A 25,511-nucleotide genomic window follows, 5' to 3' on the forward strand; every position below is an offset into this window, starting at 1 on the left:
TCAGGCCTTTCCCTGGAAGCCGGAACCGCGGCGCACATAGCAGAACCATGTCACGGCCAGCAGCAAGACGTAGAGCCCCACGAAGACCCCGAAGGCAGGCACATAGGATCCGAGCTTCGACAGTGACAGGCCCAGCACCTGCGGGATCAGGAATCCGCCGTAGGCGCCGATGGCGGAAATCAGGCCCAGGGCCGCAGCGGAGCTGCGCGCCTGCTCGGCCGGGGTGCGGCCGCTGCGTCGTCCCGCGAGGGCGAAGACCGCCGGGATCATGCGGTAGGTGGAGCCGTTGCCGAGGCCGGCGGCCGTGAACAGGGCGAGGAACAAACCAAGGAAGGCCAGGAAGTCCACCTGTCCCAGGCTCAGCATCAGCGCGAGGGTCAGTGCGGCCATCACCGCGAAGGCCGCCAGGGTGATGCGGGCCCCGCCGAAGCGGTCGGCCAGCTGTCCTCCGTAGGGGCGGGCCAGCGATCCGACCAGCGGTCCGAGGAAGGCGAGGGAGATGACCGCGGTGCCCAGCTGCAGCGAGGAGTACTCGGTGAAGGTATCTGCCAGCAGCTTGGGGAATACCGCGCAGAAACCGATGAACGAGCCGAAGGTGCCGATGTAGAGCCCGGCGATGATCCACAGGTGCTTCTCGCGCAGGCAGGCCAGCGCACCGCGCACGTCGCTGCGGGCGTTGGAGAGATTGTGCATGTACTTGGCCGCGCCGGCCGCTGCGGCCAGGATCAGCGGGATCCAGATCAGGCCGGCCATGGGAAGCTGCAGTGTTCCCGCAGCGAAGATCGTGATTGCGATCGGTACCAGCAGCTGGGCGATGGCCGCACCCAGGTTGCCTCCGGCCGCGTTAAGCCCGAGCGCCCAGCCTTTCTGGGCCGCGGGATAGAAGTAGGTGATGTTGGCCATCGAGGAGGCGAAGTTGCCGCCGCCGAAACCCGAAAGCCCGGCCAGGGTCAGCATGATCCAGAAAGGCGTCTCGGGGTTCGCCGTGGCCAGCGCCAGTCCGGTGACCGGGATCAGGAGCAGCAGCGCGGAGATGATGGTCCAGTTCCGCCCGCCGAAGCGGGCGACCATAAACGTGTACGGGATGCGCAGGGTGGCACCTACCAGGCTGGGCATGGAGATCAGCCAGAATAGCTGGCTCGTGCTGTAATCGAATCCGGCGGCCGGCAGGTACACGGCGAGGATCGCGCACAATTGCCAGACAGCGAAGCCGAGGAATTCCGCGAAGATCGACCAGCGCAGGTTTATCCCGGCCGTGCGCCGGCCCACGGACTGCCAGAAGTCAGGATTCTCCGCGTCCCAGTTGTGGACCCAACGACCCCGGGTGATTTCCAGCTGGTCAACGGCGGGACGTAGTTGGCGGGATTGCGTGCTCATGCGACTCGATGCCTTTCACTTGTGGATGCTGTTGAGCATTCCAGAGCGAGGTTTCAGCGGCATGCGTTTGTTGTTGCCTCGGTGGCAATTCGGGGTCACTTCTCCAAGGCCGTGGCGAGAGGGGCCGGTAACCTGTTGGAAACGAGAGCGGACTGAACGTTCCACAGGGGAAGTTGAAGGATCCGGACCGTAGGCTTGATGCATGTGGGAATCGGATATCTCAAAATATCGGGATGTGTATGAGGCCGAGTTGGCGCTGCTTTCCTCTGAGGTGCGACATGACAGCCAGCTGACAGAGTCCTACCTCGCACCCGACTTCGCCGAGATCGGCAGGTCAGGTCGTCGGTGGGTGCGCAAGGACCTCGTGGCCGCGCTGCAGTCGGAGCCTGCGGGCATTTTGCCGCAGACTTCTGAATGGCTTTTCAACCCCGTAGGTCCCGGACTGGTGCTGGTGACCTATCGGATTCAGAAGCACGCGACGGCCAGCAGGCATTCCTCGTTATGGGAGCTGGAGGGGCCCGTACTGAGATATCACCAGGGCACTCCCATCGCCAAGGAATGATCCAGTTGATTCATTGGAGTCCAAGCATTGCGTAATTGTCCGTTAACGGTGCCGCTGTTCCACCGCGTCCATTAACGAAGCTGGTCCCGTCACCATAGGGTGACGGGACCAAGCCGGAAAGGTAAAACGACTACTTCTTCAGGTGATCCACCAGCTGGGAAGCAATGCCGTTGTAGGTGCCAGGGGTCAGCGACTGCAGGCGCTGCTCGGCTTCGGCCGACAGGCCCAGCTCTCCGACGAATTCCTTCAGGCGGGTCGCGTCCACGCGATGGCCGCGGGTCAGGTCCTTCAGGCGCTCGTACGGGTTGTCCATGCCCTCGACACCGGCGATGGCCTCGGCACGCATGACCATCTGGATGGCCTCGGCGAGGACCTCCCAGTTGTGGTCCAAGTCGTCGGCCAGCACTGCCTCGGCAACGTCCAGGCGGTCAAGGCCCTTGGCGACGTTGGAGATGGCCAGCACCGAGTGGCCGATAGCCGAACCGATGTTGCGCTGCGAGGAGGAATCGGTCAGGTCGCGCTGCCAGCGGCTGGTGACCAGGGTTGCGCCCAGGGTGTCCAGCAGGCCGTTGGAGATTTCCAGGTTCGCTTCGGCGTTCTCGAAGCGGATCGGGTTGACCTTGTGCGGCATGGTCGAGGAGCCGGTGGCACCGGCCACCGGGATCTGCGCGAAGTAGCCGATGGAGATGTAGCTCCACACGTCGGTGCACAGGTTGTGCAGGATGCGGTTGAAGCGGGCGATGTCCGCGTACACCTCTGCTTGCCAGTCGTGCGACTCGATCTGGGTGGTCAGCGGGTTCCAGGTCAGTCCCAGGTGCTCGACGAAGCCCTGGGAGATCTGCTGCCAGTCGGCGTTTGGAACCGAAGCGTAGTGGGCGGCGTAGGTGCCGGTGGCGCCGTTGATCTTGCCCAGGTACTCGGTCTTCTCGACGCGGTCCAGCTGGCGGGTCAGGCGCCATGCAAGCACGGCCAGTTCCTTGCCCAGGGTGGTCGGGGTGGCTGGCTGGCCGTGGGTGCGCGAGAGCATCGGCACGTCGCGGGACTCCTCGGCCATCTTGGTCAGCTGCGCGACCAGGTCGCGGGCTGCCGGTAGCCAGACCTGCTGCACGCCACCCTGCACGCCCAGCGCGTAGGACAGGTTGTTGATGTCTTCAGAGGTGCAGCCGAAGTGGACCAGCGGCTTGAGCTGGGCAATGCCGATGCCTTCAAGGCGATTGGCGATGTAGTACTCGACGGCCTTCACGTCGTGGACGGTCACTGCCTCGATCTCGGCCAGTTCCTGCACGGAATCGGCGTTGAAGTCGGTGACGATCTTTCGCAGCGCAGCCTTCTGCTCAGCGGTGAGCGGCGAGGTGCCCGGAAGCACGGAGTTGTCGGTCAGGTGGATCAGCCATTCAACTTCAACGTGAATGCGATCGCGGTTCAAAGCCGCCTCGGACAGGTAGTCCACCAGCGGGGCGACGGCCGCGCGGTAGCGTCCGTCGAGGGCGGTCAACGCCAGGGGTTCATTAGCAAGGGAAGTGCGCGCAATCTCAACCATGCTCTTATTCTTTCATCCCTTGGCACCGCGGCATACTTTTTACGCTCGGGCCTAATCCACATTCCGCGGGCCAGCGCCTGCCCGGGACGGCGGATACGGGCATCCTGAAGGCTCACGGGCCTGCCGTGCAGAGGACGGCCCACGAGGCGGGAGTAGCGCGATGATGTTTCAGGCAACGCTGGATTCGGTGGCATTCCAGCTTTCCGATGCCAAGGACACCACCCGGTTCGCTATTGGCCAGTTGTCCCAGATCAGCGGGCTGACTTGGAGATCTGAAGCGGGCAGGGCTTTCGCTGCGCAGGTAGGGGAGCTGAGCGGACGGCTCCAGGTGCTGGCCGGGGTGCTGGTGGATGCCGAGGCCTATCTGGCAGTGGCCACGAACGAAATCCATGCGTTGGAAGCCCAGATCAACGAGCAGCGGATGGCGTCCTGAGCATGGGATATGACGTCAATTACAACGCCGTGGATTACGCGGATTCCCGAGCCATCTGCGTCGATGTCTATACCCGGCTGCAGCAGATGGAATTGAACCTGCTGCGCGCCGCGCAGCAGGCTGCGCAGTGCCAGGATGACGTCAACCTCCAATGCAGCATCGCGGGAGTGGCGGCCCGTGGCTACAATCTTGCGCTGCTCGCGGAGCACCTGCGCAACGGCTACCTGCATGCGACCGAGGCAGTTATCGCCGGGCGGCGCCTGGATGAACGGGTGCGTGCGGCCATCGAGAATTACGAGTCAGCAGAGCAAATGACGGAGAAAATGCTGCTCGCGGCGAATTGGCTGCATGTCGTGACGAGATTTCTCCAAGAGACATCCGGCAACGGCAACAGGCCCCCGACGCAGCAGATGGAAACCATGCTGCAATTGCTGATGCTCGCCAACCCGTGGAATATCTTGCGGCCCGAAGTCGGCATGGATGCACTGGTCACCGAAACCACCAAGCAGCTGGGCGAAGCGATCGGCACCATGGACCCCGACGGCCGGCTGGAACTGACAGGGGAGCAGCCGCCCGAGCAGCTGCAGGCCAAGGGAAATCTGGACGACTACGCCACCTTGCACCGTTTGCTATACGACGGCGGGGCCGAGGAACAGGGCAAATTCGTCATCGCGCAGCTTGATTCGAAGACCTTTGTTCTGGTGCTGCCGGGAACCCAGGACGGTTTCGGGGGGAGCCAATCCCTTCGATTCGCTGGGCATCGTCGACGGATTCGGCCGCGATTCGGAAAACTTTGCCGAACCGATTGCCCAGGCCCTGGAATACTCGGGGGCGGGACCCGGTGACGAGGTGATTCTCACCGGCTACTCCCAGGGCGGCATCCATGTTGCCAACCTGTTGAAGAACAAGTTGATGCGCAAGAAATTCACCATGACCCGTGCGCTGACCCTGGGTTCGCCGATTGGCGGCATTCCGGTGCCATCAGAAGTGAGAACCCTGTCGGTGGAAGATTCCAAGGACATGGTTCCCGGAACCGATGGAAGGCCGAACAGGACCTCGCCCCGGCAGATGACGGTGACCTTTGACGGGCCGCGCAAGGACGTCGAGGACGCCCTGCCCCAGGGCGGCGTTTTCGGTCCTCCGCATTCCCTGCCGAACTACGAAGACCACCTGCGCGAACTTCAACGAAATCCAGCACCAGAGGTGCGCAAGCAATTGGAAGCATTCATGCTGCCTCCCGGTCCGTTGACATTCCGCCGGTTCAAGCTGGAACGGAAATCCCTACCAAAACAAAAACCGCGCGGCCAGGAGCCGCGCGGCAGTGGAAAACGGCGCAAGCCGCTGGACCACGAGATCGCCCCGCCGCACTGAACGACGGGACGACGGACGGGTGCTACCGGCGGTCGCTGCTGACGAACAATCCGAGCACCGCGGAGACGATGGAGATGATGATGGTGCCCGCGATCGCGTCCCACCAGAAGTGGTCGATGATCAGCTCCGCCGGGATGAACCGGGTGAGCCAGCCGGTCAGCGCAAGCATCAGCGCATTCACGACGATGGTGAACAATCCCAAGGTCAGGCAGGTGATGGGCAGCGACAGCAGGCTGACGATCGGGCGGACCAGCGCGTTGACCAAACCGAAGATCAGGCCGACCACCAGGTATGACACCACGAGGCCCAAGGTGTCATCGCCAACGGCGTCGATATGGATTCCGGGCACAATCCAGACGGCAACTGCTAGTGCCAGCGCATTTACGATGACTCGAATCAGGAAACTCATGATAAAACCTTCGCACATAAAGCTGGGTCGTAGATGAAAACTAAATCACCTTTCCGCACTTCCGGGGCTACGCTGGGATTTATGACTGAGAATTCTGTGCCCCAAGACCAGGTGCAGCCGCGATCGATCGTTGCCCGCCTGCCCAAGTACGCCGCCGGAAAACCGCCGGTACAGATTCAGGGGCTGAGCTCCTTCAAACTCTCCTCCAACGAGATTCCCTTCGGCCCGCTGCCGCAGGTGCGCCAGGCGGTCCTCGACCAGGATGCGCTGAACCGTTATCCGGACCCGCTGAGCACCAAGCTGCGCGAGGCATTGGCGGACTACCTCGACGTCCCGGCCGATGACATCGTCACCGGCGCGGGCTCGCTCGGTGCGCTGGTCCAGATCCTGAACACCTTCGCCGGGCAGAACGAGGACGGCATCCAGGACGAGGTCATTTTCGCCTGGCGTTCCTTCGAGGCCTATCCGATCCTCGTGCAGACTGCCGGCGCGCTTCCCGTGCCGGTTCCGGTGCTTGCCGACGGGCGGCATGACCTTGAAGCCATGATCGAGGCCATCAACGAGAACACCTCGGTGATCCTGCTGTGCACTCCTAACAACCCGACCGGCCCGATCCTCACGCAGGCCGAGGTTGACGACTTCATTTCCCGGGTGCCGCGCAATGTGCTGATTGTGCTGGACGAGGCCTACATCGAGTTCGTGCGCGATCCGCAGTCCGTGGATGGGGTGAAGACCTACAAGGCCAACCAGAACGTGGTCCTGCTGCGCACCTTCTCCAAGGCCCATGGCCTGGCGAACCTGCGTGTGGGCTACTCGGTGGCCCATCCGGAAATCACCAACAACCTGCGGGTCATCGCAACCCCGTTTGCGGTCTCCTCGGTGGCCCAGGACGCGGCGATCGCCTCGCTGAAACATATCGATGCGGTGTACGAACGGGTGGATTCACTCGTCGCTGAGCGCGAACGCGTGGTGGCTGCGCTGGTGGAGCAGGGATGGAAGTTCCCGGCCACGCAGGCGAACTTCGTCTGGCTGCCACTGGGCGAGAAGACCACGCAGTTCGTTGAACGTGCTGAAGCCAGGGCATTGTCGGTGCGCGGCTTCGCTCACGAAGGCGTGCGCATCTCGATTGCGGAACCGGAAGCCAACGACCGATTCATCAAGCTTTGTGCAGAGTCTCTCGATTTGGCGCAGAGCTGAGCGGCGCTGTTTTCTCGCGTTTTTACAGGCAAACGCTATAGGCTTGGAAATTAGACAAGCCGCTATATGTCCCGTGCGGAATGTATTCCGTGTGGGGCATATTTATGACCGGAGGAAGATTTATGACGCCTGCTGCGACCGAGGTCGGGCCGAAGGATCCGGTGCAGATCCTGACCCCCGATGGCCAGCGCCTGCCCCACGAGATCTATGACGCCTATTTGGGCGACGTGGACGAGGACATGCTGCGCGGCTTCTACCGCGACATGGCGTTGACCCGCCGGTTCGACCAAGAGGCGACCGCCCTTCAACGCCAGGGCCAGCTGTGCCTCTGGGTTCCGCTGCGCGGCCAGGAAGCGGCGCAGATCGGTTCGGGACGCGCTACGCGCCCCAGCGACTACATCTTCCCGACCTACCGCGAACACGGCGTCGCGCTGACCCGCAACGTCTCCTTCTCCGAGATGTTGCGCCTGTTCCGCGGCATCTCCGGCGGCGGATGGGACCCGCGGGAAAACAACTTCCACATGTACACCATGGTGCTCGCAGCCCAGCTGCCGCACGCGGCCGGCTACGGCATGGCGCTGAGCATGGAGCAGCGCGGCTGGGACGAGGAAAAGCTCGCCGCCGAAGGCAACGCGGTAGTCGCCTACTTCGGCGATGGCTCGTCCACTGAGGGCGAGACCCACGAGTCGATGGTCTTCGCCAACTCCTTCAACGCCCCGGTGGTCTACTTCTGCCAGAACAACCAGTGGGCCATCTCGGTGCCTTTCGAGGTCCAGTCCAAGGTGCCGCTGGTCGAGCGTGCCGCAGGCTACGGCATGCCTGGCATCCGCGTGGACGGCAACGACGTGCTGGCAGTGCTGGCAGTGACCCGCTGGGCGCTGGAACACGCCCGCAGCGGCAAGGGCCCGGTGTTCATCGAAGCTGACACCTACCGGCTGGGTGCGCACACCACGGCGGACGATCCCACCAAGTACCGCATGACCGAGGAAGAAGCCGCCTGGGCGCCGCTCGATCCGCTGATCCGCCTGGAGACCTACCTGCGCGAGAACAACATCGTGGACAACGCCTTCTTCGAGCAGCTGGCCAAGGACGCGGACCAGATGGCCGCCACCGTGCGCGAGGACGCCATGGCCTTCCCGGTGCCGCCGCTGGCCAAGTCCTTCGAGCAGGTGTACGCCGAGGCGCACCCGCTGATCCAGGAAGAACTGGCCTGGCACCTGCAGTACGAAGCAGGATTCGCAGATTCGGGAGAGAACGCATGAGCACCATGACACTGGCCAAGGCCATCACCTCCGGCCTGGACAAGGTGCTGGAGTCCAACGACAAGGCGCTGCTGATGGGCGAGGACATCGGCAAGCTCGGCGGCGTGTACCGCGTGACCGACGGACTGCAGAACAAATACGGCGCGCACCGCGTGATCGACTCGCCGCTGGGCGAGGCCGGCATCGTGGGCAGCGCGGTGGGCATGGCCCTGCGCGGCTTCTGCCCGCTGGTGGAGATCCAGTTCGACGGCTTCGTGTTCCCGGCCTACAGCCAGATCACCACGCAGCTTGCCAAGATGCACGCCCGTTCCGAGGGCCGGCTGACCGTCCCGGTGGTCATCCGCATCCCGTACGGCGGCGGCATCGGCTCCATCGAGCACCACTCCGAATCACCCGAAGCCCTGTTCGCGCACACCGCGGGCCTGCGGATCATCACCCCGTCCAACGCGAACGACGCCTACTGGATGATCCAGCAGGCGGCGGCGTGCCAGGACCCGGTGATCTACTTCGAACCCAAGCGCCGCTACTGGCTCAAGGGCGAGGTGGACACCGAGACCCCGGCCCTTGACGCATTCAAGGCGCAGGTGGTGCGCAGCGGCGACGACGCCACCATCGTGGCCTACGGCCCGCTGGTGCCGGTGGCGCTGGCCGCGGCGGAGGCCGCCCGCGAGGAGGGCCGCTCCATCGAGGTCATCGACCTGCGCTCGCTCTCGCCGATCGACTTCGACACCATCACCGAGTCCGTGCAGAAGACCGGCCGGCTGATCGTCACCCATGAGGCGCCGACCTTCGGCGGGCTGGGCGGGGAGATCGCCGCGCGCATCTCCGAGCGCGCCTTCCTGTCATTGGAAGCCCCGGTGCTGCGCGTGGGTGGATTCCACATGCCGTACCCGATCTCCAAGGTTGAATCGCAGTACCTGCCGGACATCGACAAGCTGCTCGAAGCCCTCGACCGTTCCTTCGCCTACTAGGAGCCGAAACATGACCGTCTTTAACCTGCCCGATGTGGGCGAAGGCCTGACCGAAGCCGACATCGCCTCGTGGAAGGTCGCCGTGGGCGACACCGTCGAGGTCAACCAGGTCTTCGTGGAAATCGAAACCGCCAAGTCCCTGGTGGAGCTGCCCAGCCCGTTCGCCGGGGTGGTCACCGCCCTGCACGCCGCCGAGGGCGAGACCGTGCTGGTGGACAACCCGCTGATCACCATCGACCAGGAGGGCAACAAGCCGGCCCCGATCGGAACCCCGGAACCGGCCGAGGCGCTGGCCACTGCGGCGCCCGTGGCCAGCGAGGAGCCCGGCCCGCTGGTGGGCTCGGGCCCGACCGCAGACTCCTCGGTGCGCCGCGCGCGCACCAACCGCCCGGCGCCCTCCGCTCCGCCGGCGGCGGCCCGTCCGGCCGTGCGCGCTTCGGCCATTGCCGACACCATCTCCCGCCGCGCCGCCTCGCTGGGAAGCGCGGTGACCCGCGAGGTCGACCGCGCCAAGCCTGCCATGGCAAGCTTCGTCGACCGCGTGCTCGCCAAGCCGCCGGTGCGCCGCCTGGCCAAGGAACTGGGCATCGACATCAACGATGTCGTGGGCACCGGAACCCAGGGCGAAATCACCCGCGAGGACGTCAACAGCTACCAGGCCCAGCGCGAGGCCGAGCACGCGGCGGCGCCGACCTACTGGGCCCATGGCCAGCTGGCCGACGCCCGCGTGGACCGCACCGCGGTGCGCGGCGTGCGCAAGGCCACCGCCAAGGCCATGGTGGACTCCGCCTTCACCGCCCCGCACGTGTCGATCTTCGTGGACGTGGATGCAAGCCGCACGATGGAGTACGTGGCCCGCCTGAAGAAGTCCCGCGACTTCGAGGGCATCAAGGTCTCCCCGCTGCTGGTGCTGGCCCGCGCCGTGATCTGGGCCGCGGCCCGCAACCCGAGCGTGAACGCCAGCTGGGTGGAAACCCCGCAGGGCGCCGAGATCCACCAGAAGCGCTTCATGAACCTGGGCATCGCGGCCGCCACCCCGCGCGGCCTGCTGGTGCCGAACATCAAGGACGCCCAGAACCTGAACATGAAGGAACTGGCGGTCGCGTTGAACGAGCTGGCCACCACCGCCCGCGCCGGCAAGACCTCCCCGGAGGACATGCGCGGCGGCACCCTGTCGATCACCAACATCGGTGCGCTGGGCATCGACACCGGCACCCCGATCATCAACCCGGGAGAGGTCGCGATCGTCGCCTTCGGTACGATCCGCCAGAAGCCGTGGGTAGTGGACGGGGAAGTCGTCCCGCGCTGGATCACCACGCTGGGCGGATCCTTCGACCACCGCGTGGTGGACGGGGACCTGTCGGCCCGCTTCATGGCCGACGTCGCCTCGATCCTGCAGGAACCTGCGATGCTGCTGGACTAGCAGCGGCAAGCGCGAAGCACCCGCCCGATGGCGGGTGCTTCGCGCTTGCATGGGGCAGTTCGGGCTCCGGGGCCTTTTCCCAGAGACTGCTATCCCAGCAACTCGGGCAGTTCGCCGGGCTCCTGGCCCAGCACGTTCTCGGCCAGGAATCCGGTGACCACCTGGTACCAGATCTTCGCGTGCTGCGGGGCGAGCACCCAGTGGTTCTCGTCCGGGAAGTACAAGAAACGGTGGGCGGTGGTACCGTCCGCCTGCTGCGGCAGACCCGAGGAAGACAGCAGCTCGTACCACAGGCGCAGTCCTTCGCCGATCGGCACCCGGTAGTCCTTGTCGCCGTGGATGACCAGCATCGGGGTGACGATCTTGTCCACCGAATGATGCGGCGAATTCGCCTCGATCATCTCCGGGCTCATCTCGCGGGTCCAGTAGAACGAGGCGTCGGTGGTCTTCCCGAAGCCGTCCAGTGCCCAGAGGCTGGCGTGGGTGACGATCGCCTTGAAGCGGTCGGTATGACCTGCCACCCAGTTGGCCATGTAGCCGCCGAAGGATCCGCCCATGGCCGCAGTGCGGGTTTCGTCGATGTCGGCGCGCGCCTCGGCCGCGTCGGTGATCGCCATCAGGTCCGTGTACGGCGCCTGGCCCCAGTTGCCCCAGCCGCGCTGGATGAAGTCCTGGCCGTAGCCGGTGGACAGGGCAGGATCCGGCAGCAGCACCGCGTAGCCCTGCGCGACCAGCAGCCAAGGGTTCCAGCGCCAGCTCCACGCATTCCAGGAGTTCAGCGGTCCGCCGTGGATCCACAGCAGCAACGGAGCCTTGTTCTGGGCGCTGGCGCCTTCGGGCAGCGCCAGCCAGGCGCGGACCGTTGCCCCGTCGACCTCGGTGCTGACCTCTTCCAGGGTGCCCGGCAGCTGCGGACGCGGTGCGGGGGAGGGCAGCTCGGTGACCTGGACGTAGTCGCCGGCTTCCAGGTCGCCGATGTGGGTCAGGTCCAGTGCGACCGGCTCGGCAGGGTGCTCATAGCTTGCGCGCAGCGCATAGGCGGCACGGGAATCCGGGCTCACCAGCACGTTGGTGAAGGCGCCGGAGTCGGTGAGCCGGGTGACGCGGTCGTTTTCCAGACGCAGGTGGAAGACCGGGCCGTGCCCGTCCTCGTCGGCAACCAGCAGCAGCGACATGCTGTTGGGGACCCACACGATCTCCGTGGCCCAGCGGTCCCAGCCCACGGCGATCTGGTAGGACTCGCCGCTGGCCAGGTGCATGACGAACAGCTCGCAGGCCGGAGCGGAATCAGGAGTCGAGCGGCGCCAGCGCGCGTAGGCGAGCTTGGCTGAATTCGGGCTGATCTTGCCCATGGCGTATTCGTAGGTCTCGTCCGGGGCCAGCAGCATTTCCCGGGCGCCGGTATGCATGTCGATGCGCATCAGGCCGACGGCCTGGTCGCCGCGACCTTCCGGGACGATCCATTCGGTGATCAGGAAGTCGCCATTGGGCGCGACATCGCAGGCTGCCTCCACGAGGCTGGCGCCGATCCCGGGTGTCAGGTCGGCCAGCTCGCTGTGCTCTTGCCCGGCAGGCAGGCTGGTTGCGTACAGGTGCGGGGTGGCCGGACCCAGGTCGTGGCCCCAGTAGCGCACCGGGTAGCCGGTGTGCAGGATGGCGGAGACCTTCTTCTCCTTGCGGGCCGCGCGCAGCTTGGCCTCGTGCTCCAAGCCGGTGGCCCGGCTGAGCGCCGAGGAACGCACCAGCACGGTCTGCGGAGACTTGGCGCAGGTGGCCAGCGATTCGACCCCCGCCGGATGGGTGATGACCGAGCGGGCTTCGCCGCCGGCGGCCGGCAGCAGCCAGCCTTCGGCCACGGCGTCGTCCTTGGAAGAGCGCTTGGCGGTGAACAGCAGGTCGCCGTCTGCGGTGAAGACGGGGCTCGACTCCCCGTGCTCCGAGTAGGTCAGCCGGCGGGCCGGGTTCTTGCCGGCCGGATCGATTTCCCACAGCGCGTTGGTGTATTTGGTGGCGTCCTCGCTCAGGGTGCTCAGAGTGGTGACCAGCCGACGCCCGTCGGGGGAGAGCGCCATGCCGCTGATCCGCGGCATGGCGACGTAGGAGTCCAATTCCTGAAATGAATGCTTAGAGTGTTTCACCTCACACATCATGCCACTATCTGTGCCCTTTGCACTACTGGAAACCCAGATCATGTCGGAGGCCAACTACCCTTGATCGGCGCGGCCGATGCGCAGGGACGACCGATGGCCCGGGAAGAATCCCGGGCCATCGGTGGTGGAACAGCTGCGAAGCGGCTAGACCTTTTCGGAGTGCGCCTCGGCGTTCAGCCGGGCGGAAGCCAGCTGGTTGATGCGGCCGCGGCACAGGTACCAGCCGCCGATCAGTATCGGAATGATGACAACCAGCGAAGCGATGGTCCAGGTGCCCACGGGGTTGTCGAAGGCCATCATGACCAGCACCGCGGCAAGGAACGCCAGCGTCACCCAGCCGGAGACCGGAGCGAATGGCATGCGGAAGCTCGGGCGCTGCATTTCGCCGGCGCGGACCTTTTTCACCAGCGCCATTTGGCACAGCACGATCATGCCCCAGGAAGCGATGATGCCGACGGCGGCGAAGTTCAGCACGATCTCGAATGCCGCGGCCGGAACCACAGCGTTCAGCACCACGCCGAGCACTGCCACCGCAGCGGTGATCACGATGCCGCCGTACGGGACGCCGGAACGGTTCATGCGTCCGGCGAAGCGCGGAGCCGAGCCGTTCAGAGACATCGAGCGCATGATGCGGCCGGTGGAATACAGGCCGGCATTCAGCGAGGACAAAGCCGCGGTGAGCACCACCAGGTTCATCACCACGTCCATGCCCTTCACCCCGATGGAGCCGAAGAACGTCACGAACGGCGACTCCCCGGCCGAGTAGGCGGTGTACGGCAGCAGCAGCGAGAGCAGCACCAGCGAACCGACGTAGAACACTGCGATGCGGATGATCACGGTGTTGATCGCCTTGGGCATGACCTTTTCCGGGTTGGCGGTTTCGCCGGCCGCGGTGCCGATCAGCTCAATGGACGCGTAGGAGAAAACCACACCCTGCATCAGCACCAGCACCGGCAGCAGCCCGTTGGGCAGCAGCCCGCCGTTTTCGGAGATGATCGAGAAGCCGACCTCGTGGCCGTCGACCGGGGTGCCGAAGAAGACGAAGTAGCAGCCGATGATCAGGAAGGAGACCAGCGCGACCACCTTGATCAGGGCAAACCAGAACTCCATCTCGCCGAAGACCTTGACCGAGATCAGGTTCATGGTCAGCACCAGGGCCAGGGCGGCCAGCGCCCACAGCCACTGCGGGACCGAACCGATCCATTCCACGTACTTGCCGAAGAACGCCATGTACAGCGCGACGGCGGTGATGTCCACGATGGCGGTCATGACCCAGTTCAGCCAGTACAGCCAGCCGGTGGCGAAGGCCGCCTTCTCGCCGTAGAACTCGCGGGCGTAGGACACAAACGATCCGGTGGACGGCCGGTGCATGACCAGCTCGCCCAGCGCACGCAGGATCAGGAAGGCGAAGAAGCCGCAGACCGCGTAGCTGATGACGATGCCGGGACCGGCCTGGGCCAGGCGCCCTCCGGCGCCCATGAACAGGCCGGTGCCGATGGCGCCGCCAATGGCGATCATCTGCATCTGCCGTGGGGACAAGCCCTTGTGGTAGTCGGAGTCGCCGGCAGTCAGCGCCGCCTCGGGGGTGGTTTTCTCCATAGGGTTCCTTTTTAGTCGGAGAGGTTGGCCAAACGCTCTGGGGAGAGCAGCTCGTTCAGGTCTTCGGCGGACAGCAGGCCGCGTTCAAGCACCAGCTCGGCCACGCCGCGGCCGGTGTGCAGCGCCTCCATGGCGATGGCGGTGGATGCGGAGTAGCCCAGGCGCGGGTTCAGCGCGGTGACCAGGCCGATGGAGTTCTCCACCTCGCGGCGCAGCGCGTCCTCGTCCACGGTGATGCCGTCGATGCAGCGGGTGGCCAAGGTCAGGCAGCCGTTGGTCAGGTGCTTGAGCGACAGGCCGATCGAATGCGCGATCACCGGTTCGAAGGCGTTCAGCTGCAGCTGGCCGCCCTCGGCCGCCATGGTCACGGTCAAATCGTGGCCCACCACCTGGTATGCGATCTGGTTCACGACCTCCGGAATCACCGGGTTGACCTTGCCGGGCATGATCGAGGAGCCGGACTGCACAGCCGGCAGGTGCAGGTCGTTCAGGCCCGCGCGCGGACCGGAGGAGAGCAGGCGCAGGTCGTTGCAGATCTTGGAGATCTTCAGCGCCACGCGCTTGAGCACGCCTGACAGGTGCACGAAGGCTCCCACGTCGCTGGTGGCCTCGATCAAATCCGGGCTGGTGGTCAGCGGCAGGCCGGTCAGCTCGCGCAGGTGGCGGCACGCGGCCTCGGCATAGCCGGCCGGGGCGTTCAGCCCGGTGCCGATCGCGGTGGCGCCCAGATTGATCTCGGTAACCAGCGACAGCGATTCGGCCAGGCGGGCCCGGTCCTCGCCCAGGGTGACGGCCCAGCCGCCGAACTCCTGGCCCACGGTCATCGGCACCGCGTCCTGCAGCTGGGTGCGGCCCATCTTGACCACGGTGCGGAATTCCTCGGCCTTGGCCAGGCAGGAATCCTGCAGCACCTTCATGGCTTCCAGCAGCGGCTGGGTGGCGAAGTGGGTGGCGATATTGACAGCAGTCGGGTACGCGTCATTGGTCGACTGCGAGAGGTTCACGTGGTCGTTCGGGTGCAGGTACTGGTACTCGCCCTTGGCGTGGCCCATGATTTCCAGCGCCAGGTTGGCGATGACCTCGTTGGCGTTCATGTTGGTGCTGGTGCCGGCGCCGCCCTGGATCGGGTCGATGATGAACTGCTCGTGCAGCTCGCCGGCCACGATGCGCTCGCAGGCGGCGTCGATGGCCGCGGCGCGCTCGGCGTCCAGCAGCCCCAGCTCGTGGTTCGCGCGGGCCGCTGCCTGCTTCACACGCGCCAGTGCGCGGATCAGGTACGGGTTGCCGGAGAGCTGGGTCCCGGTGATGTCGAAGTTGTGCTTGGCGCGCAGGGTGTGCACGCCCCAATAGGCCTCGGCTGGGATGTCGAGGTCGCCGATCAGATCATGCTCTACGCGGGTGGCGGCGAGCTGAGACTGGATCATGGGGATATTTCTCCTGTGATGGATGGGTGTTTCTAGAGTGCGGCCAGGCGGCCGACGGGCTTTCCCCCGCCCAGGGCGGGGCTTGAAAGCAGATCTTCGGGCACGCGAACGTGCGCTGCGAGCAGGGCCGCGGTAACCGGCATGCGGGCGCGGTCGCCGCCGTCGGCGATCTTCACTGCCAGCGCGGTGCCGTCGGGCAGGGCGACGGCCTGGATGCCCTCGAACCCGTCCTTGGCGATGGCGCCGGGAACCTCGCGCATCAGCGCGGTGACGTCGCGGCCCTCGCCGGCCACCAGCTCCGGGTAGGCGCGCATGGCGGCAGCGACGCGGCCCTCCGGGGTACCCTGCGCGGCGGAGGCGAGCCGGGCGAAGCCGCGGGCCAGCGCCGGCAGTGAGAGCAGGTAGACCGGGGTGCCGCAGCCGTCGGTGCTCTGCCCGGTGATGTCCTCGCCGGTGAGCTCCTCGACGGTTTCGCGCAGCAGCTGCAGCAGCGGGTGGCCTTCGCAGAGGTAGCTTTTCAGATCCCAGCCCTTGAGCTTGCACAGCGCCAGCAGCGCCGCGTGCTTGCCGGAGCAGTTCTGCGCCAGCTGGGTGGCTGAGCCGCCGGCGGCCAGCCAAGCGGCCTGCTCGGCGGTGCCGTAGGGCAAGTCGGTGGAGTTGCCCAGGGCCTGGAGGGACAGCCCGGCCGCTTCGAGGGTGGAGCGGGCGACGTCCTGGTGGCGCTGCGAGCCCGAGTGGCTGGCGGCAGCCAGGGCGATCTGCTCGTCGCTCAACTCCAGGCCGGCACGCAGCAGGCCCACGGCGAACAGCGGCTTGAGCGCCGAGCGCGGATAGTACAGCGCCTGGGTGTCGCCGCGGCTTTCAAGCACCGAGCCGTCGGGGCCCAGCACCACGGCCGAGCCGTAGTGGATGGATTCGATGGCGTCCCCGCGGGTGGCAGCTACCAGGGGGACGTGCTGCGTCAGGCCGTGGGCGGCCAGCGCATGCAGGTCCGGCAGTTGGGTTTCGATGCGGGTCACTTGCTGCTCCTGACGATGGTGGTGATGGCGTGGTGCACGGCGCTGAGGTGTCCGTTCATGGCTTGCGCGGCGGCGTCCGGATCCTGGTCGGCGATGGCCTGGACGATGAGGCGGTGCTCCTCGTTGGACGGGCCGGTGCGGCCGGCAACCAGGTTGACGGTCTCGGACTGGCGCGACATGGCTTCGCGGATATCGCTGACGATTTTGGTGAACACCGAGTTGTCGCTGGCCAAGGCGATGGCGGCGTGGAACGCCGCGTCCAGCTCGACCCAGGCTGCCGGATCGTCTTCGTGCTCCATCTGGTCCAGCAGCCCGCGCAGCCGTTCGAGGTCTTCGGCGGTGCGCCGGCTGGCGGCCAGGGACGCGGCGGGGATCTCGATGTGCGGGCGGGCCTCATGCAGGTCGTCCGAGGAGAAGGTGCCTAGCTTGAGCTCGCGGGTGGGGCGGTGGGAGATCACGAAGGTGCCGCGCCCGGTCTCCGTGCGGGTGAGTCCCAGGGTGGCGCAGGACCGCAGGGCTTCGCGGATGACCGATCGGCTCACGCCGTAGTCCGCGGCGAGGCTCGCCTCGGATCCCAGCTTGGTGCCGAGCGGGATTTCCTGGGCTTCGATGGCCGCGCGCAGGGAGAGGAAAACTGCTTCCGCAGCGGAGCGGCGTTCAATGGGTTGCTGTCCGGGTGTCCAGCTGTCTGACAGGTTCACGAGTACGAGTCTTGCAGTGTAGAGCTCGTGAGTCAAGGAGCCGCTCTTGGCGGGCTGCTGAATACCCGAGGGGCGATGTTGCGCTTGGGGGACTGCAGCATCGCCGACGTGGATCGGTACTTGGGGGACACCGGTCCTCGTCCCTCACGTTCGAGGCGCTCGGGCATCTACAGCTTAGTATCTTCGAGCAGCTTTTGGGATACCCGTACGGATGTTCTATCCGGAGGAAACGGGTCCACCGCCCTGACTTGCGTTTTGTCCGATGAGCATTGATGGACATCACACCGCACGTCGAAGACCGGTGTTGCAATGCCGTGACCATAAGCTAAGTGCTCCGTACCGCGTTCCGGACAGACGCCGGTGAGGATCTTCGCGCCGCGGAGAGAGCTGGGCAAATCAAACGAAGGGCGAGACAAGTGAAGCACTCTCGCTGGGGACCGCGCCTGAGGACTTCCTGACCGCTTCTTGTGCCACCCGTGCTGGCAGAGCAGTGTTGGCTGTGAACACCTAGAGGAAAGGAAAAGCCGATGGCTGATTTGTCCAGTAAAAAGGTTCTCGTTCTGGTCTCCAATCGTGGCGCTGAGCAAGACGAATTGACCAGTCCGGTCGAATCGCTTCGGTCTGCCGGAGCAAACGTCAAGGTCGCTGCTCCCAGGAAGGAGAAGATCCAAACCTTGGTGGGAGATTGGGACCAGGGCAAGATTCTCGAAGCTGACATGGCTTTGGAGACCGTGGACGAGCAGGAATTCGACCTGCTGCTGATCCCTGGGGGAACGCTCAATGCGGATAATCTGCGTCTTGACGACGAGGCGCAGCGCATTGTCCAGTCCTTCGCCGCCACCGGACGGCCGGTGGCTTCGATCTGCCACGGTCCGTGGCTGCTTGTGGAAACCGGGCTTGTCCGGGACAAGACGTTGACTTCGTATAAGTCAATTAAGACAGACGTGGTCAACGCTGGCGGACAGTGGGTGGACGAGGAAGTTTTCCGGTGCTCGGCGCAAAATTTCGTTCTCATCACTTCGCGCAACCCTGGAGATCTGGAAGCGTTCAATGCCGCGATCATCGAGGAGCTCGGTGCTTAATCGGCCCTGGACAACTAACGCGAGCAAGGTATAGAAATCCCGAAGGAACTTTTCAATGAAGAACAACAAGTTCGACAAACAAAGCGAAACAGAGAAGGACGCCGCGGGTGAGGCAGCAAGTCAGGAAAAGGCGGCTTCCTCTAACCCCGACCCTCTGGAACAGACGATCACTGGCTTGGAACCGGGTGGCGGAGTGCCGCCCGGAGAAACACCGCCGGCAGAAGGATCGATGAGCGGGGACCAAGGGCACGAAGAGTAGACACTTCGGGGACTGCGACCTTCCATCAGCTTCGGACACCTCACGGTCCGGTTGCCAGGAGAAAACGCTTCCCCGAACGCAGGGGTGTTTCTCCTGCGGAAGTCCGTTGTGTCTCTGAGTGGAAGTGACGAGGCAGACTTCGAGATTGCAGACTGCGCCTCGGGGCAAGTCAAGACTTGCCCCGAGGCTCAGTCTGCCAAGGGATGCGTTCGAGCTCTCCAGACCAGATGCGATTATGGGCAGTGCCGGTTCAAGGGCTTTCGATTGCTTCCTTCGACTTGGCGATCGCAAACCCCCAGGCATCAGACGCAGTCGTCTTCGGCGGCAAGGATATCTCCTGAGGATTGGTACGGATGTCGAGCAGATACGGTCCATCGCTGGCAAGCGCTGCATCAATGGAAGCCGCGATGTCTTCGGGCTTCGTGACCAGCTGGGAATTAATGCCCATTGCACGTGCGACTTGGGAGAGATCGGGATTGTCCAGCTCCGTGCCGAATTCCTCGAGACCGCCCTGTTCCTGCTCAAGCTTGACCATTCCCAGACGGCCGTTGTTGTAGACGATGAACTTCACCGGGAGCTTGTAGGTCACGGCTGTCCGCAGATCTCCGAGCAGCATCATCAGTCCGCCGTCGCCGCAGTTGGCGATGACCTGCCGCGAACGATCCAACGCCTGCGCCCCTAGAGCTTGAGGCATGGCGTTGGCCATGGAGCCCAAATTGAAGGACCCAAGCAGGCGCCGTTCGCCCCGCATCTCTATGAACCGCGACAACCAAACCGTCGACATTCCCGTGTCGACGGTGAATATCGCGTCGCGGGCTGCTTTCTGGTCCAGCTGGGCAGCGACTGCTTCCGGACGAATGAACTCCTCCGGGTTCTCCACCAGGCTACGGACTTTTCCCACCAGACCGCGGTCGCGATCCGGGTCGGTGATCCTGCCCTGGCGTTCCAACCAGCGCTCGTATTGCTTGCGGATCGATGCCAGATGCTTGTCCGCGCGTCCGGCTGGTAGTTTCGGCAATAGTTGTTTCAAGGACGGCTCGACATGCCCGACCATCGCGTGCGAAACCTGGGTGCGACGGCCAATGTGCTCGGCACGCATATCCAGCTGGATGACCGTCTTCCCGCTGGGGTACCAGTCCCTGTACGGAAAATCGGTTCCGATCATGAATACTACATCTGCTTCGTCCAATGCAGCGGCCGCTGCGGGGTTGCCGATCAGGCCGGTCTGCCCTACCTGATAGTTGTTCTCCGATTCCAAGCTTTCCTTGGCCTTGAGCGTCAGCACCATGGGAGCTTGCAAGCGTTCGGCAAGTTCGAGGATCTCGGCGCGTGCTTCGCGCGCACCCATCCCGACCAGCAAGGTGACTTTCTGGGCATCCTGCAATACCTGGGCGGCCTCATCAATCTGTCGCAGCGGCGCAGCGGCTTGCGCCGCCTGCGGGGTGAACTTGGCCGGGCGGACGTTCTTTTCGAGCTTCATGCCGCCCACGTTCCCCGGCACGGTCAGCACGGCCACACCGCGGTTCGAGATGGCGGCGTTGACAGCCTGTTCCAGAAGCTGCGGCATTTGGTCGGCCGAGGTGACTGTCTGCGCGAAGACCGCTACGTCGCTGAATAGAAGATCGTTGTTGACCTCTTGGAAGAAACTGCTGCCAATTTCCGAGGTAGGCACTTGGCCGCAAATGGCCAAGACCGGGGCATGGGACTTCTTGGCATCATAGAGACCGTTGAGCAGATGGATCGATCCCGGGCCCACCGTTCCCATGCACAGCCCAAGACGCCCTGTCAGCTGGGCTTGCGCACCGGCTGCAAACGCAGCGGCTTCCTCGTGTCGTACGCCAACCCACTCCATGGAAGGTTCTTCACGGATTGCGTCGGTCAGCGGGTTAAGAGCATCGCCGACAACACCCCAGGCGTGGGTGACGCCGTATTCCGCGAGGGACTCGACAATAGCTTTACTGACTGTCTTCATGTCTTTCCTTTCCGCAACAAGGACAACGTGGACAATGGATAGCCGCAGTCTTGGACAGATTCGGAAAACTCCGATTCTTGTCTGCTTCCCGACGGACCGAAGACCTCTCTTCCAGGGAAGCTGTGCTTTATCCACCAATTTCATCGTGGCACAACGATCCGCGGGTCGCAGGTGCGTTCAGCCTTTCCACATACTGGCCGGGCGAAAGCTGCGGAAGGTACAAAAAAGCCTGCCGCCGATGGCGACAGGCTTTCTGATTTAGGCGTCGATTATGGAATGGTGATGACCTGGCCGGCGTAGGCCAGACCGCCGCCGAAGGCGAACAACAGGGCCTTGGACCCCGAAGGCAGCGGCTCGTCCGAAGCCATCAGCTTGGACAGCGCCAGCGGCACCGAAGCGGCCGAGGTGTTGCCGGAGTAGACGATGTCGGTGGCTACGCGGGCATTCGGCGCACCGATCTTCTCGGCCAGCGGCTCGATGATCCGCAAGTTGGCCTGGTGCAGGATGATGCCGTCGATTTCCTCGGGCTGCAGTCCGGCGCGCTCGATGATCTGCGAGGCAATCTTCGGCAGCTGGGTCACGGTCCAGCGGTAGACGCTCTGGCCGTTCTGCGCGAACTTCATGTCGTTCTCGGCTTCGATGCGCACGGCATCCGACAGCGAAGGCACCGAACCCCATACCGCAGGGGAAATCGCATTCTCCTCGGAAGCTGTCACGACAAACGCGCCGGCTCCGTCGGCGGTCAGCACGCAGGTGGTGCGGTCGGTGAAGTCGGTGTAATCGGTCAGCATTTCCGCGCCGATGACCAGGACGTTGGTCGCGGTGCCTGCGGCGATGGCACCCTGGGCCAGACCCACAGCGTGCGTGAAGCCCGAGCAGGCAGCATTGATGTCCATCGTGGCTGGACCCTGGTTCATCTCAAGGGCGTTGGCGACGCGGGCGGCCATGTTCGGCGAACGGTCGGTCGCGGTGCACGTCGCCAGCACGATCATGTCGATGTCCTGGGCGGTGATGCCCTCGGCATTGTCCAGCGCCATTTTGGCGGCCTTGACGGCCATGGAATCGACGGTCTCGACTCCGGTGCCCCAACGGCGTTCCTCGATGCCTACGCGGCGCACAATCCATTCGTCGCTGGTCTCCACGAGCTTTTCCAGCTCGGTGTTTGGCACGATGCGCTCTGGCTGGAAGTGGCCAAAAGCGACGACTTTGCTGCCGGTCATGGATGTTGCTCCTTGGTGGATTAAATGCTGCCTCCATTAAGGTTAGTCGTTTTGCACGCTACTTGCCGTTCACATGCTCAAGATGGCATATATTTTGCGAAAATTCGCGGAAAATCGGCGCTTCTCGTTCGTTATACGAGAATCCAAGCATTCCGGGTCTCTTCATATGTCGTCGACGTGGAGTTCACCCGGATGTCAGCGGCGGCCGCTGCAATGGAGAGAAAGCAGTACGGAGGGAGGGGAGAAAAATGGATCAACTGACAATTGTGCACCTGAGCGACACCCATCTCACCGGGAATGCCCGGCTGCTGTACGGGACAATCGATCCGTGGCGCCGGCTGGCCCGGGCACTTGGCGCCGCGGAGCAGCTGAAACCCGACGCGCTGGTGCTGACCGGGGACGTGGCCGACCGCGGGGCCGCGATCCACTCGGATGCGGCCAGGATCCTCGCCGAGGCGCAGTACCTGCTGGGCTGCCCGATCATCACGATTCCCGGGAACCACGATCCCGCCGGATCGATCGGTCCGCTGTTCAGCACCACGAGGTTGTCCACCGGACCGCATCCGGCCAATACCGTACATGACATTGACGGGTTGCGCATCATCGGACTGGACAGCGGCGGATTCCAGCAGGCCCAAGGCCGGATCGATGCCTCCCAGCGGGCCTGGCTCGATCGGCTGCTGTCCGTCGCCGCACCCAAGGGAACGGTTGTGCTGCTCCACCATCCGCCACTGGAATCCTTCTCCGCCGCCCTGGCCGGGCGCGGGCTGGAGAATCCCGAAGCATTGGCAGCACTGGTCGCGGGAAGCGACGTGCGCGCGATCCTGTGCGGGCACTACCACCAGAGTGGAGCCAGCCAGCTGCTGAACACCCCGGTGTTCATGGCGCCGGCAACCTCCTACAACATGAACCCCTTCGCCCCGACGGAGGTCGTCCAGGAGGACTGCGCTTGGTTCTCGGTGCTGCGCATCAGTGCCCAATGCGTGGTGTCGGTGCCTGCGTCCACCGAGCAGATGCGCCCGTCGCAGGAACGAACCGAAACCTATCTCGCCCTGCGGGGCCGCTGAACCTACGACAAACCGCGTTGCCCCGAAAGCGCCCACGAAGGAAGAACAATGACTGCAACAACGATCGTCTTGATCCGCCATGGCCAAACCGAATGGAACCGCGCGCAGCGGCTGCACGGCCGCAGAGACTTGCCGTTGAATGCCACCGGCATCGCCCAGGCCCACTCGCTGGCGGCCGAATTGTCCTGCGATGGTCCGTGGGATGCCGTCTATTCGTCGCCGTTGTTCCGGGCCTGCCAAAGCGCGCAGATCCTGGCCGATGCGCTGGGGATCGCCAAGGTCCAGGAGAACCCGGAACTGATGGAACGCGACTTCGGCGAGTCCGAGGGCCGCCTGGTGAAGGGCCTGGATGATGAACAGCGCCGCCTGCTCATGGAGGTGGGCGAACCCGAGGACCATCTGGTGCAGCGCGGGGTGAACGCCCTGTTCAAGATTTCAGTGCAGCATCCGCAGCAGCGGGTGCTGGTGGTCAGCCACGGGGCCTGGATCGGCTCGGTGCTGACCGCGCTGAGCGGTGAAGCGCATCCGCCGCTGGCCAATGCGCAGATGATCGAGCTCGATCCTGCGCTGTTGGGCAACTTTGTCGCGCGAGAGCCGTTGTGGCACTAGCTGCCGGACTCAACGGGTTCGGGTTCTCGAACTCGGTTCGGATCGTTCTTTGCCGCTCTGCATGAATGCTCTGCAGGCTTTGCTATCGTGCTGGCTGGCTTTGTTTCAAGAGTTCCACCAAGCGTTCGGTGTCCCCGTCGGTCCACTGGCCAGAGGGAAGGATCTGCGGCCATGCTCGGACCGGCACCTGCCCGAATTCGTGTCCCTGGCCATCGGGTATCCCGGAGGCCACCTGGTCCAGCAATAGCTGGAGACCGGTCACCACGGGAATCCAAACCATTGCCGATGGAATATTCCCCGGCCGCTGGCCGGCACGCAGCCAGTCCGGCTTGGAAATGAAGACTTCGACATCTCCCCAGCTGATGGGGTCGTTGGAATGCTGGAGATAGCCGATCCGGCTCTCGCCCCACGTGCCAGAACCCGGCCAGTGGACCCCGTCGGCGGAGAACCTGACAATGTCCCCGTTTTCGTAGACAGGGAGGACCGCGGGGCTGCCCGGATCGCGTTCATCGGTGAAGCGCTGCCAGAGCCGGTTGCCGGCGGCTGGGCCGACAAAGAGCGCACCATCGGTGCGCGTCGCGAAATCCTGGGCGCCGCTGAAGGCAGCCTCCGCACCGAAGGACCCCAGCGATTCCCCGCTGACCACCAGTTTTGGGCGTTCCTTGGTCGGCAGCTGCACCCAGTGCCGATACACGGCGTCGAACAGCAGGCGTCCGGCGTCTTGTGCCCGTGAGGAGTCCATGAGGAATGACATCCAGCTGGGAAGGTAGGAATACTGCATGCTGACCGTCGCTGTATCGCCGCCCCACATGTACTCCAGCGCCTGGATCTGGTTCTCGTTCACCCAGCCGCGTCCCGTGCCGGTGGCCACGTTGAGCACCGCGCGGTTGAATGCGCCGGTGCGCCGCAGCTCCTCAACCGCCAGCGCGGCCTGGGCCGCGAGCTCCGTGTTGCCGTCCTTTCCGGCCCCGGCATAGACACGGATGGGCTGTTTGGCATCCTTGCCGGAGAACGCCGCCACCGACGAGCTGTTGGGGGTGTTGGAAATGAATAGGCGCCCTTGGCGTCCCAAATCGGCCCAGCTGACCGAAGACCCGGGCCCCGCAGACAGTTCGGGATTATGGGGCGGTTGCAGGTCGGTGAGGAATTCGTCATTGATCGACAGGAACAGGTTGTCCAACGATCCGGCGACGCGCTGCACCACTGCCCGGTTGCCGACCATCGCCAACCCCAGCACCATGGCCGCCACGACGATGACCGCCGCGACGCGCCGTGGCAATACCTTGTCCACGATTTCAATGAGTGCCAGGGAAATCTTGCGAATGAATCGGCAGATGATCAGCAGCAGCGCCAGGAGAACCACACCCACCAGCACGACGTACACCAGCGACCACGCAGATTGGTGCGGCATCGCCAACTGCTCTCGCTGGTCGTTCTGCCAGAGATGGTAGAACACCAGCCCGGCGGCCGACAGCACCACGCCGAGCACTGCGGCGGCCTTCCCTGCGGTACGCGGGGCAGGATTCGCTTGCGGCGCTTCGGAATGAATCTCCGGCGACGAGGCATCCTGCTGCCCAGCGGCCCGGGGTTCCTGCGACGCGCTCTTCGAAGAGACCAAGAGCCACCGGATCAGCGCTCCTGCCGCATATCCCAGCAGCGCGGCCAGGGCGCAGAGCACTCCCTGGAATACCGCGGTGCGCGGCAGCATGGACGGGGTTAGCGAAAGCAGCGCCAGTGCCAGCGCGCCCAACGCAGGGATCCAGTGCATGCGCCAGGGTTTGAGAACCGCCAGCCGCTCGGCCATGTGGTGCCTCCGTAGGTCCGGGCCGGCCTGCGGTGTTGCCGTCCAGCTCCTGGAATTGAA

23 protein-coding genes are annotated in these 25,511 nt (G+C 64.5%); 12 read left to right on the forward strand and 11 right to left on the reverse strand.

Going from position 1 to position 25,511, the window contains the following annotated elements:
- Positions 1 to 1,377, reverse strand: a complete 1,377-nt coding sequence (locus ATC04_RS03205) for an MFS transporter (protein ID WP_047120161.1) — start codon at positions 1,375 to 1,377, stop codon at positions 1 to 3.
- 202 nt (positions 1,378 to 1,579) lie between these two features.
- Here ATC04_RS03205 and ATC04_RS03210 point away from each other — a divergent pair, with 202 nt between their 5' ends.
- Positions 1,580 to 1,939 (forward strand): nuclear transport factor 2 family protein, encoded by a 360-nt coding sequence (locus ATC04_RS03210; RefSeq protein WP_052772495.1) that lies wholly within the window; start codon positions 1,580 to 1,582, stop codon positions 1,937 to 1,939.
- Between the two features lie 130 nt (positions 1,940 to 2,069).
- On the opposite strand, the gene purB is transcribed toward ATC04_RS03210, so the two are convergent.
- The gene (gene purB, locus ATC04_RS03215) at positions 2,070 to 3,479 is read right to left on the reverse strand and encodes an adenylosuccinate lyase (RefSeq protein WP_047120160.1); all 1,410 of its coding nucleotides are present in this window, start codon (positions 3,477 to 3,479) and stop codon (positions 2,070 to 2,072) included.
- Positions 3,480 to 3,639: 160 nt separating this feature from the next.
- Between purB and ATC04_RS03220 the strand changes: the two genes are divergently transcribed.
- The 3 genes from ATC04_RS03220 (at position 3,640) to ATC04_RS03230 (ending at position 5,283) form a co-directional block, all read left to right on the forward strand.
- Positions 3,640 to 3,912 (forward strand): hypothetical protein, encoded by a 273-nt coding sequence (locus tag ATC04_RS03220; protein ID WP_047120159.1) that lies wholly within the window; start codon positions 3,640 to 3,642, stop codon positions 3,910 to 3,912.
- Positions 3,913 to 3,998: 86 nt separating this feature from the next.
- Entirely contained in the window at positions 3,999 to 4,757 is a 759-nt protein-coding gene (locus ATC04_RS03225) for a hypothetical protein (RefSeq protein WP_157359275.1), read from the forward strand.
- Positions 4,758 to 4,761: 4 nt separating this feature from the next.
- On the forward strand, positions 4,762 to 5,283 hold the full coding sequence (locus ATC04_RS03230; RefSeq protein WP_047120157.1) for a hypothetical protein: 522 nt from the start codon (positions 4,762 to 4,764) through the stop codon (positions 5,281 to 5,283).
- A 22-nt stretch (positions 5,284 to 5,305) separates the two neighbouring features.
- Here the strand turns inward: ATC04_RS03230 and ATC04_RS03235 are convergent, their stop codons facing one another.
- Positions 5,306 to 5,692 carry a phage holin family protein gene (locus ATC04_RS03235; protein WP_053798837.1) on the reverse strand — a complete coding sequence of 129 codons (387 nt, stop codon included), beginning with the start codon at positions 5,690 to 5,692 and terminating at the stop codon, positions 5,306 to 5,308.
- Between the two features lie 81 nt (positions 5,693 to 5,773).
- Between ATC04_RS03235 and ATC04_RS03240 the strand changes: the two genes are divergently transcribed.
- From ATC04_RS03240 to ATC04_RS03255, 4 genes are all read left to right on the forward strand, one after another.
- Positions 5,774 to 6,889, forward strand: coding sequence for a histidinol-phosphate transaminase (locus ATC04_RS03240; protein ID WP_152666893.1), 1,116 nt, complete (start codon positions 5,774 to 5,776; stop codon positions 6,887 to 6,889).
- 122 nt (positions 6,890 to 7,011) lie between these two features.
- Positions 7,012 to 8,151: a thiamine pyrophosphate-dependent dehydrogenase E1 component subunit alpha gene (locus ATC04_RS03245; RefSeq protein ID WP_052772494.1), complete on the forward strand. Its 1,140-nt coding sequence runs from the start codon at positions 7,012 to 7,014 to the stop codon at positions 8,149 to 8,151.
- On the forward strand, positions 8,148 to 9,122 hold the full coding sequence (locus tag ATC04_RS03250; RefSeq protein ID WP_047120154.1) for a transketolase C-terminal domain-containing protein: 975 nt from the start codon (positions 8,148 to 8,150) through the stop codon (positions 9,120 to 9,122). Before ATC04_RS03245 ends, ATC04_RS03250 begins: the two co-directional genes overlap by 4 nt.
- Positions 9,123 to 9,132: 10 nt before the next feature.
- Positions 9,133 to 10,545 carry a dihydrolipoamide acetyltransferase family protein gene (locus ATC04_RS03255; RefSeq protein WP_047120153.1) on the forward strand — a complete coding sequence of 471 codons (1,413 nt, stop codon included), beginning with the start codon at positions 9,133 to 9,135 and terminating at the stop codon, positions 10,543 to 10,545.
- A gap of 89 nt (positions 10,546 to 10,634) precedes the next feature.
- Here the strand turns inward: ATC04_RS03255 and ATC04_RS03260 are convergent, their stop codons facing one another.
- The 5 genes from ATC04_RS03260 to ATC04_RS03280 all read right to left on the reverse strand — a co-directional run bounded on the left by ATC04_RS03260 (position 10,635) and on the right by ATC04_RS03280 (position 17,438).
- The gene (locus ATC04_RS03260; RefSeq protein WP_353611641.1) at positions 10,635 to 12,683 is read right to left on the reverse strand and encodes a S9 family peptidase; all 2,049 of its coding nucleotides are present in this window, start codon (positions 12,681 to 12,683) and stop codon (positions 10,635 to 10,637) included.
- Between the two features lie 156 nt (positions 12,684 to 12,839).
- Positions 12,840 to 14,294: an amino acid permease gene (locus ATC04_RS03265; RefSeq protein ID WP_047120152.1), complete on the reverse strand. Its 1,455-nt coding sequence runs from the start codon at positions 14,292 to 14,294 to the stop codon at positions 12,840 to 12,842.
- A gap of 11 nt (positions 14,295 to 14,305) precedes the next feature.
- Complete coding sequence (locus ATC04_RS03270; protein WP_047120151.1) at positions 14,306 to 15,718, reverse strand: aspartate ammonia-lyase; 1,413 nt, start codon at positions 15,716 to 15,718, stop codon at positions 14,306 to 14,308.
- A 32-nt stretch (positions 15,719 to 15,750) separates the two neighbouring features.
- Positions 15,751 to 16,737 carry an asparaginase gene (locus tag ATC04_RS03275; RefSeq protein WP_353580017.1) on the reverse strand — a complete coding sequence of 329 codons (987 nt, stop codon included), beginning with the start codon at positions 16,735 to 16,737 and terminating at the stop codon, positions 15,751 to 15,753.
- A complete protein-coding gene (locus ATC04_RS03280) occupies positions 16,734 to 17,438 on the reverse strand; it encodes a FadR/GntR family transcriptional regulator (protein WP_047120150.1) in 705 nt (234 codons plus the stop codon). The genes ATC04_RS03275 and ATC04_RS03280 overlap by 4 nt, the downstream gene beginning before the upstream one ends.
- 527 nt (positions 17,439 to 17,965) lie before the next feature.
- Here ATC04_RS03280 and ATC04_RS03285 point away from each other — a divergent pair.
- Both ATC04_RS03285 and ATC04_RS03290 read left to right on the forward strand, forming a co-directional pair.
- Positions 17,966 to 18,520, forward strand: coding sequence for a type 1 glutamine amidotransferase domain-containing protein (locus ATC04_RS03285; protein ID WP_047120149.1), 555 nt, complete (start codon positions 17,966 to 17,968; stop codon positions 18,518 to 18,520).
- Positions 18,521 to 18,575: 55 nt separating this feature from the next.
- A complete protein-coding gene (locus ATC04_RS03290; RefSeq protein ID WP_047120148.1) occupies positions 18,576 to 18,779 on the forward strand; it encodes a DUF6480 family protein in 204 nt (67 codons plus the stop codon).
- A gap of 250 nt (positions 18,780 to 19,029) precedes the next feature.
- Here ATC04_RS03290 and ATC04_RS03295 read toward each other — a convergent pair whose 3' ends face one another.
- On the reverse strand, positions 19,030 to 20,751 hold the full coding sequence (locus ATC04_RS03295) for a thiamine pyrophosphate-dependent enzyme (protein WP_047120147.1): 1,722 nt from the start codon (positions 20,749 to 20,751) through the stop codon (positions 19,030 to 19,032).
- A gap of 269 nt (positions 20,752 to 21,020) precedes the next feature.
- Positions 21,021 to 21,971, reverse strand: a complete 951-nt coding sequence (locus ATC04_RS03300; protein ID WP_047120146.1) for a beta-ketoacyl-ACP synthase III — start codon at positions 21,969 to 21,971, stop codon at positions 21,021 to 21,023.
- 248 nt (positions 21,972 to 22,219) lie between these two features.
- Here ATC04_RS03300 and ATC04_RS03305 point away from each other — a divergent pair, with 248 nt between their 5' ends.
- On the forward strand, positions 22,220 to 23,038 hold the full coding sequence (locus tag ATC04_RS03305; protein WP_082123989.1) for a metallophosphoesterase: 819 nt from the start codon (positions 22,220 to 22,222) through the stop codon (positions 23,036 to 23,038).
- Between the two features lie 48 nt (positions 23,039 to 23,086).
- Positions 23,087 to 23,647: a histidine phosphatase family protein gene (locus ATC04_RS03310; RefSeq protein ID WP_047120145.1), complete on the forward strand. Its 561-nt coding sequence runs from the start codon at positions 23,087 to 23,089 to the stop codon at positions 23,645 to 23,647.
- 82 nt (positions 23,648 to 23,729) lie between these two features.
- Here ATC04_RS03310 and ATC04_RS03315 read toward each other — a convergent pair whose 3' ends face one another.
- Positions 23,730 to 25,451, reverse strand: a complete 1,722-nt coding sequence (locus ATC04_RS03315) for an alpha/beta-hydrolase family protein (protein ID WP_047120144.1) — start codon at positions 25,449 to 25,451, stop codon at positions 23,730 to 23,732.
- Between the last annotated feature and the right edge of the window lie 60 nt (positions 25,452 to 25,511).

The organism is Arthrobacter sp. YC-RL1, from assembly GCF_001454985.1.
Lineage (GTDB): Bacteria > Actinomycetota > Actinomycetes > Actinomycetales > Micrococcaceae > Glutamicibacter > Glutamicibacter soli.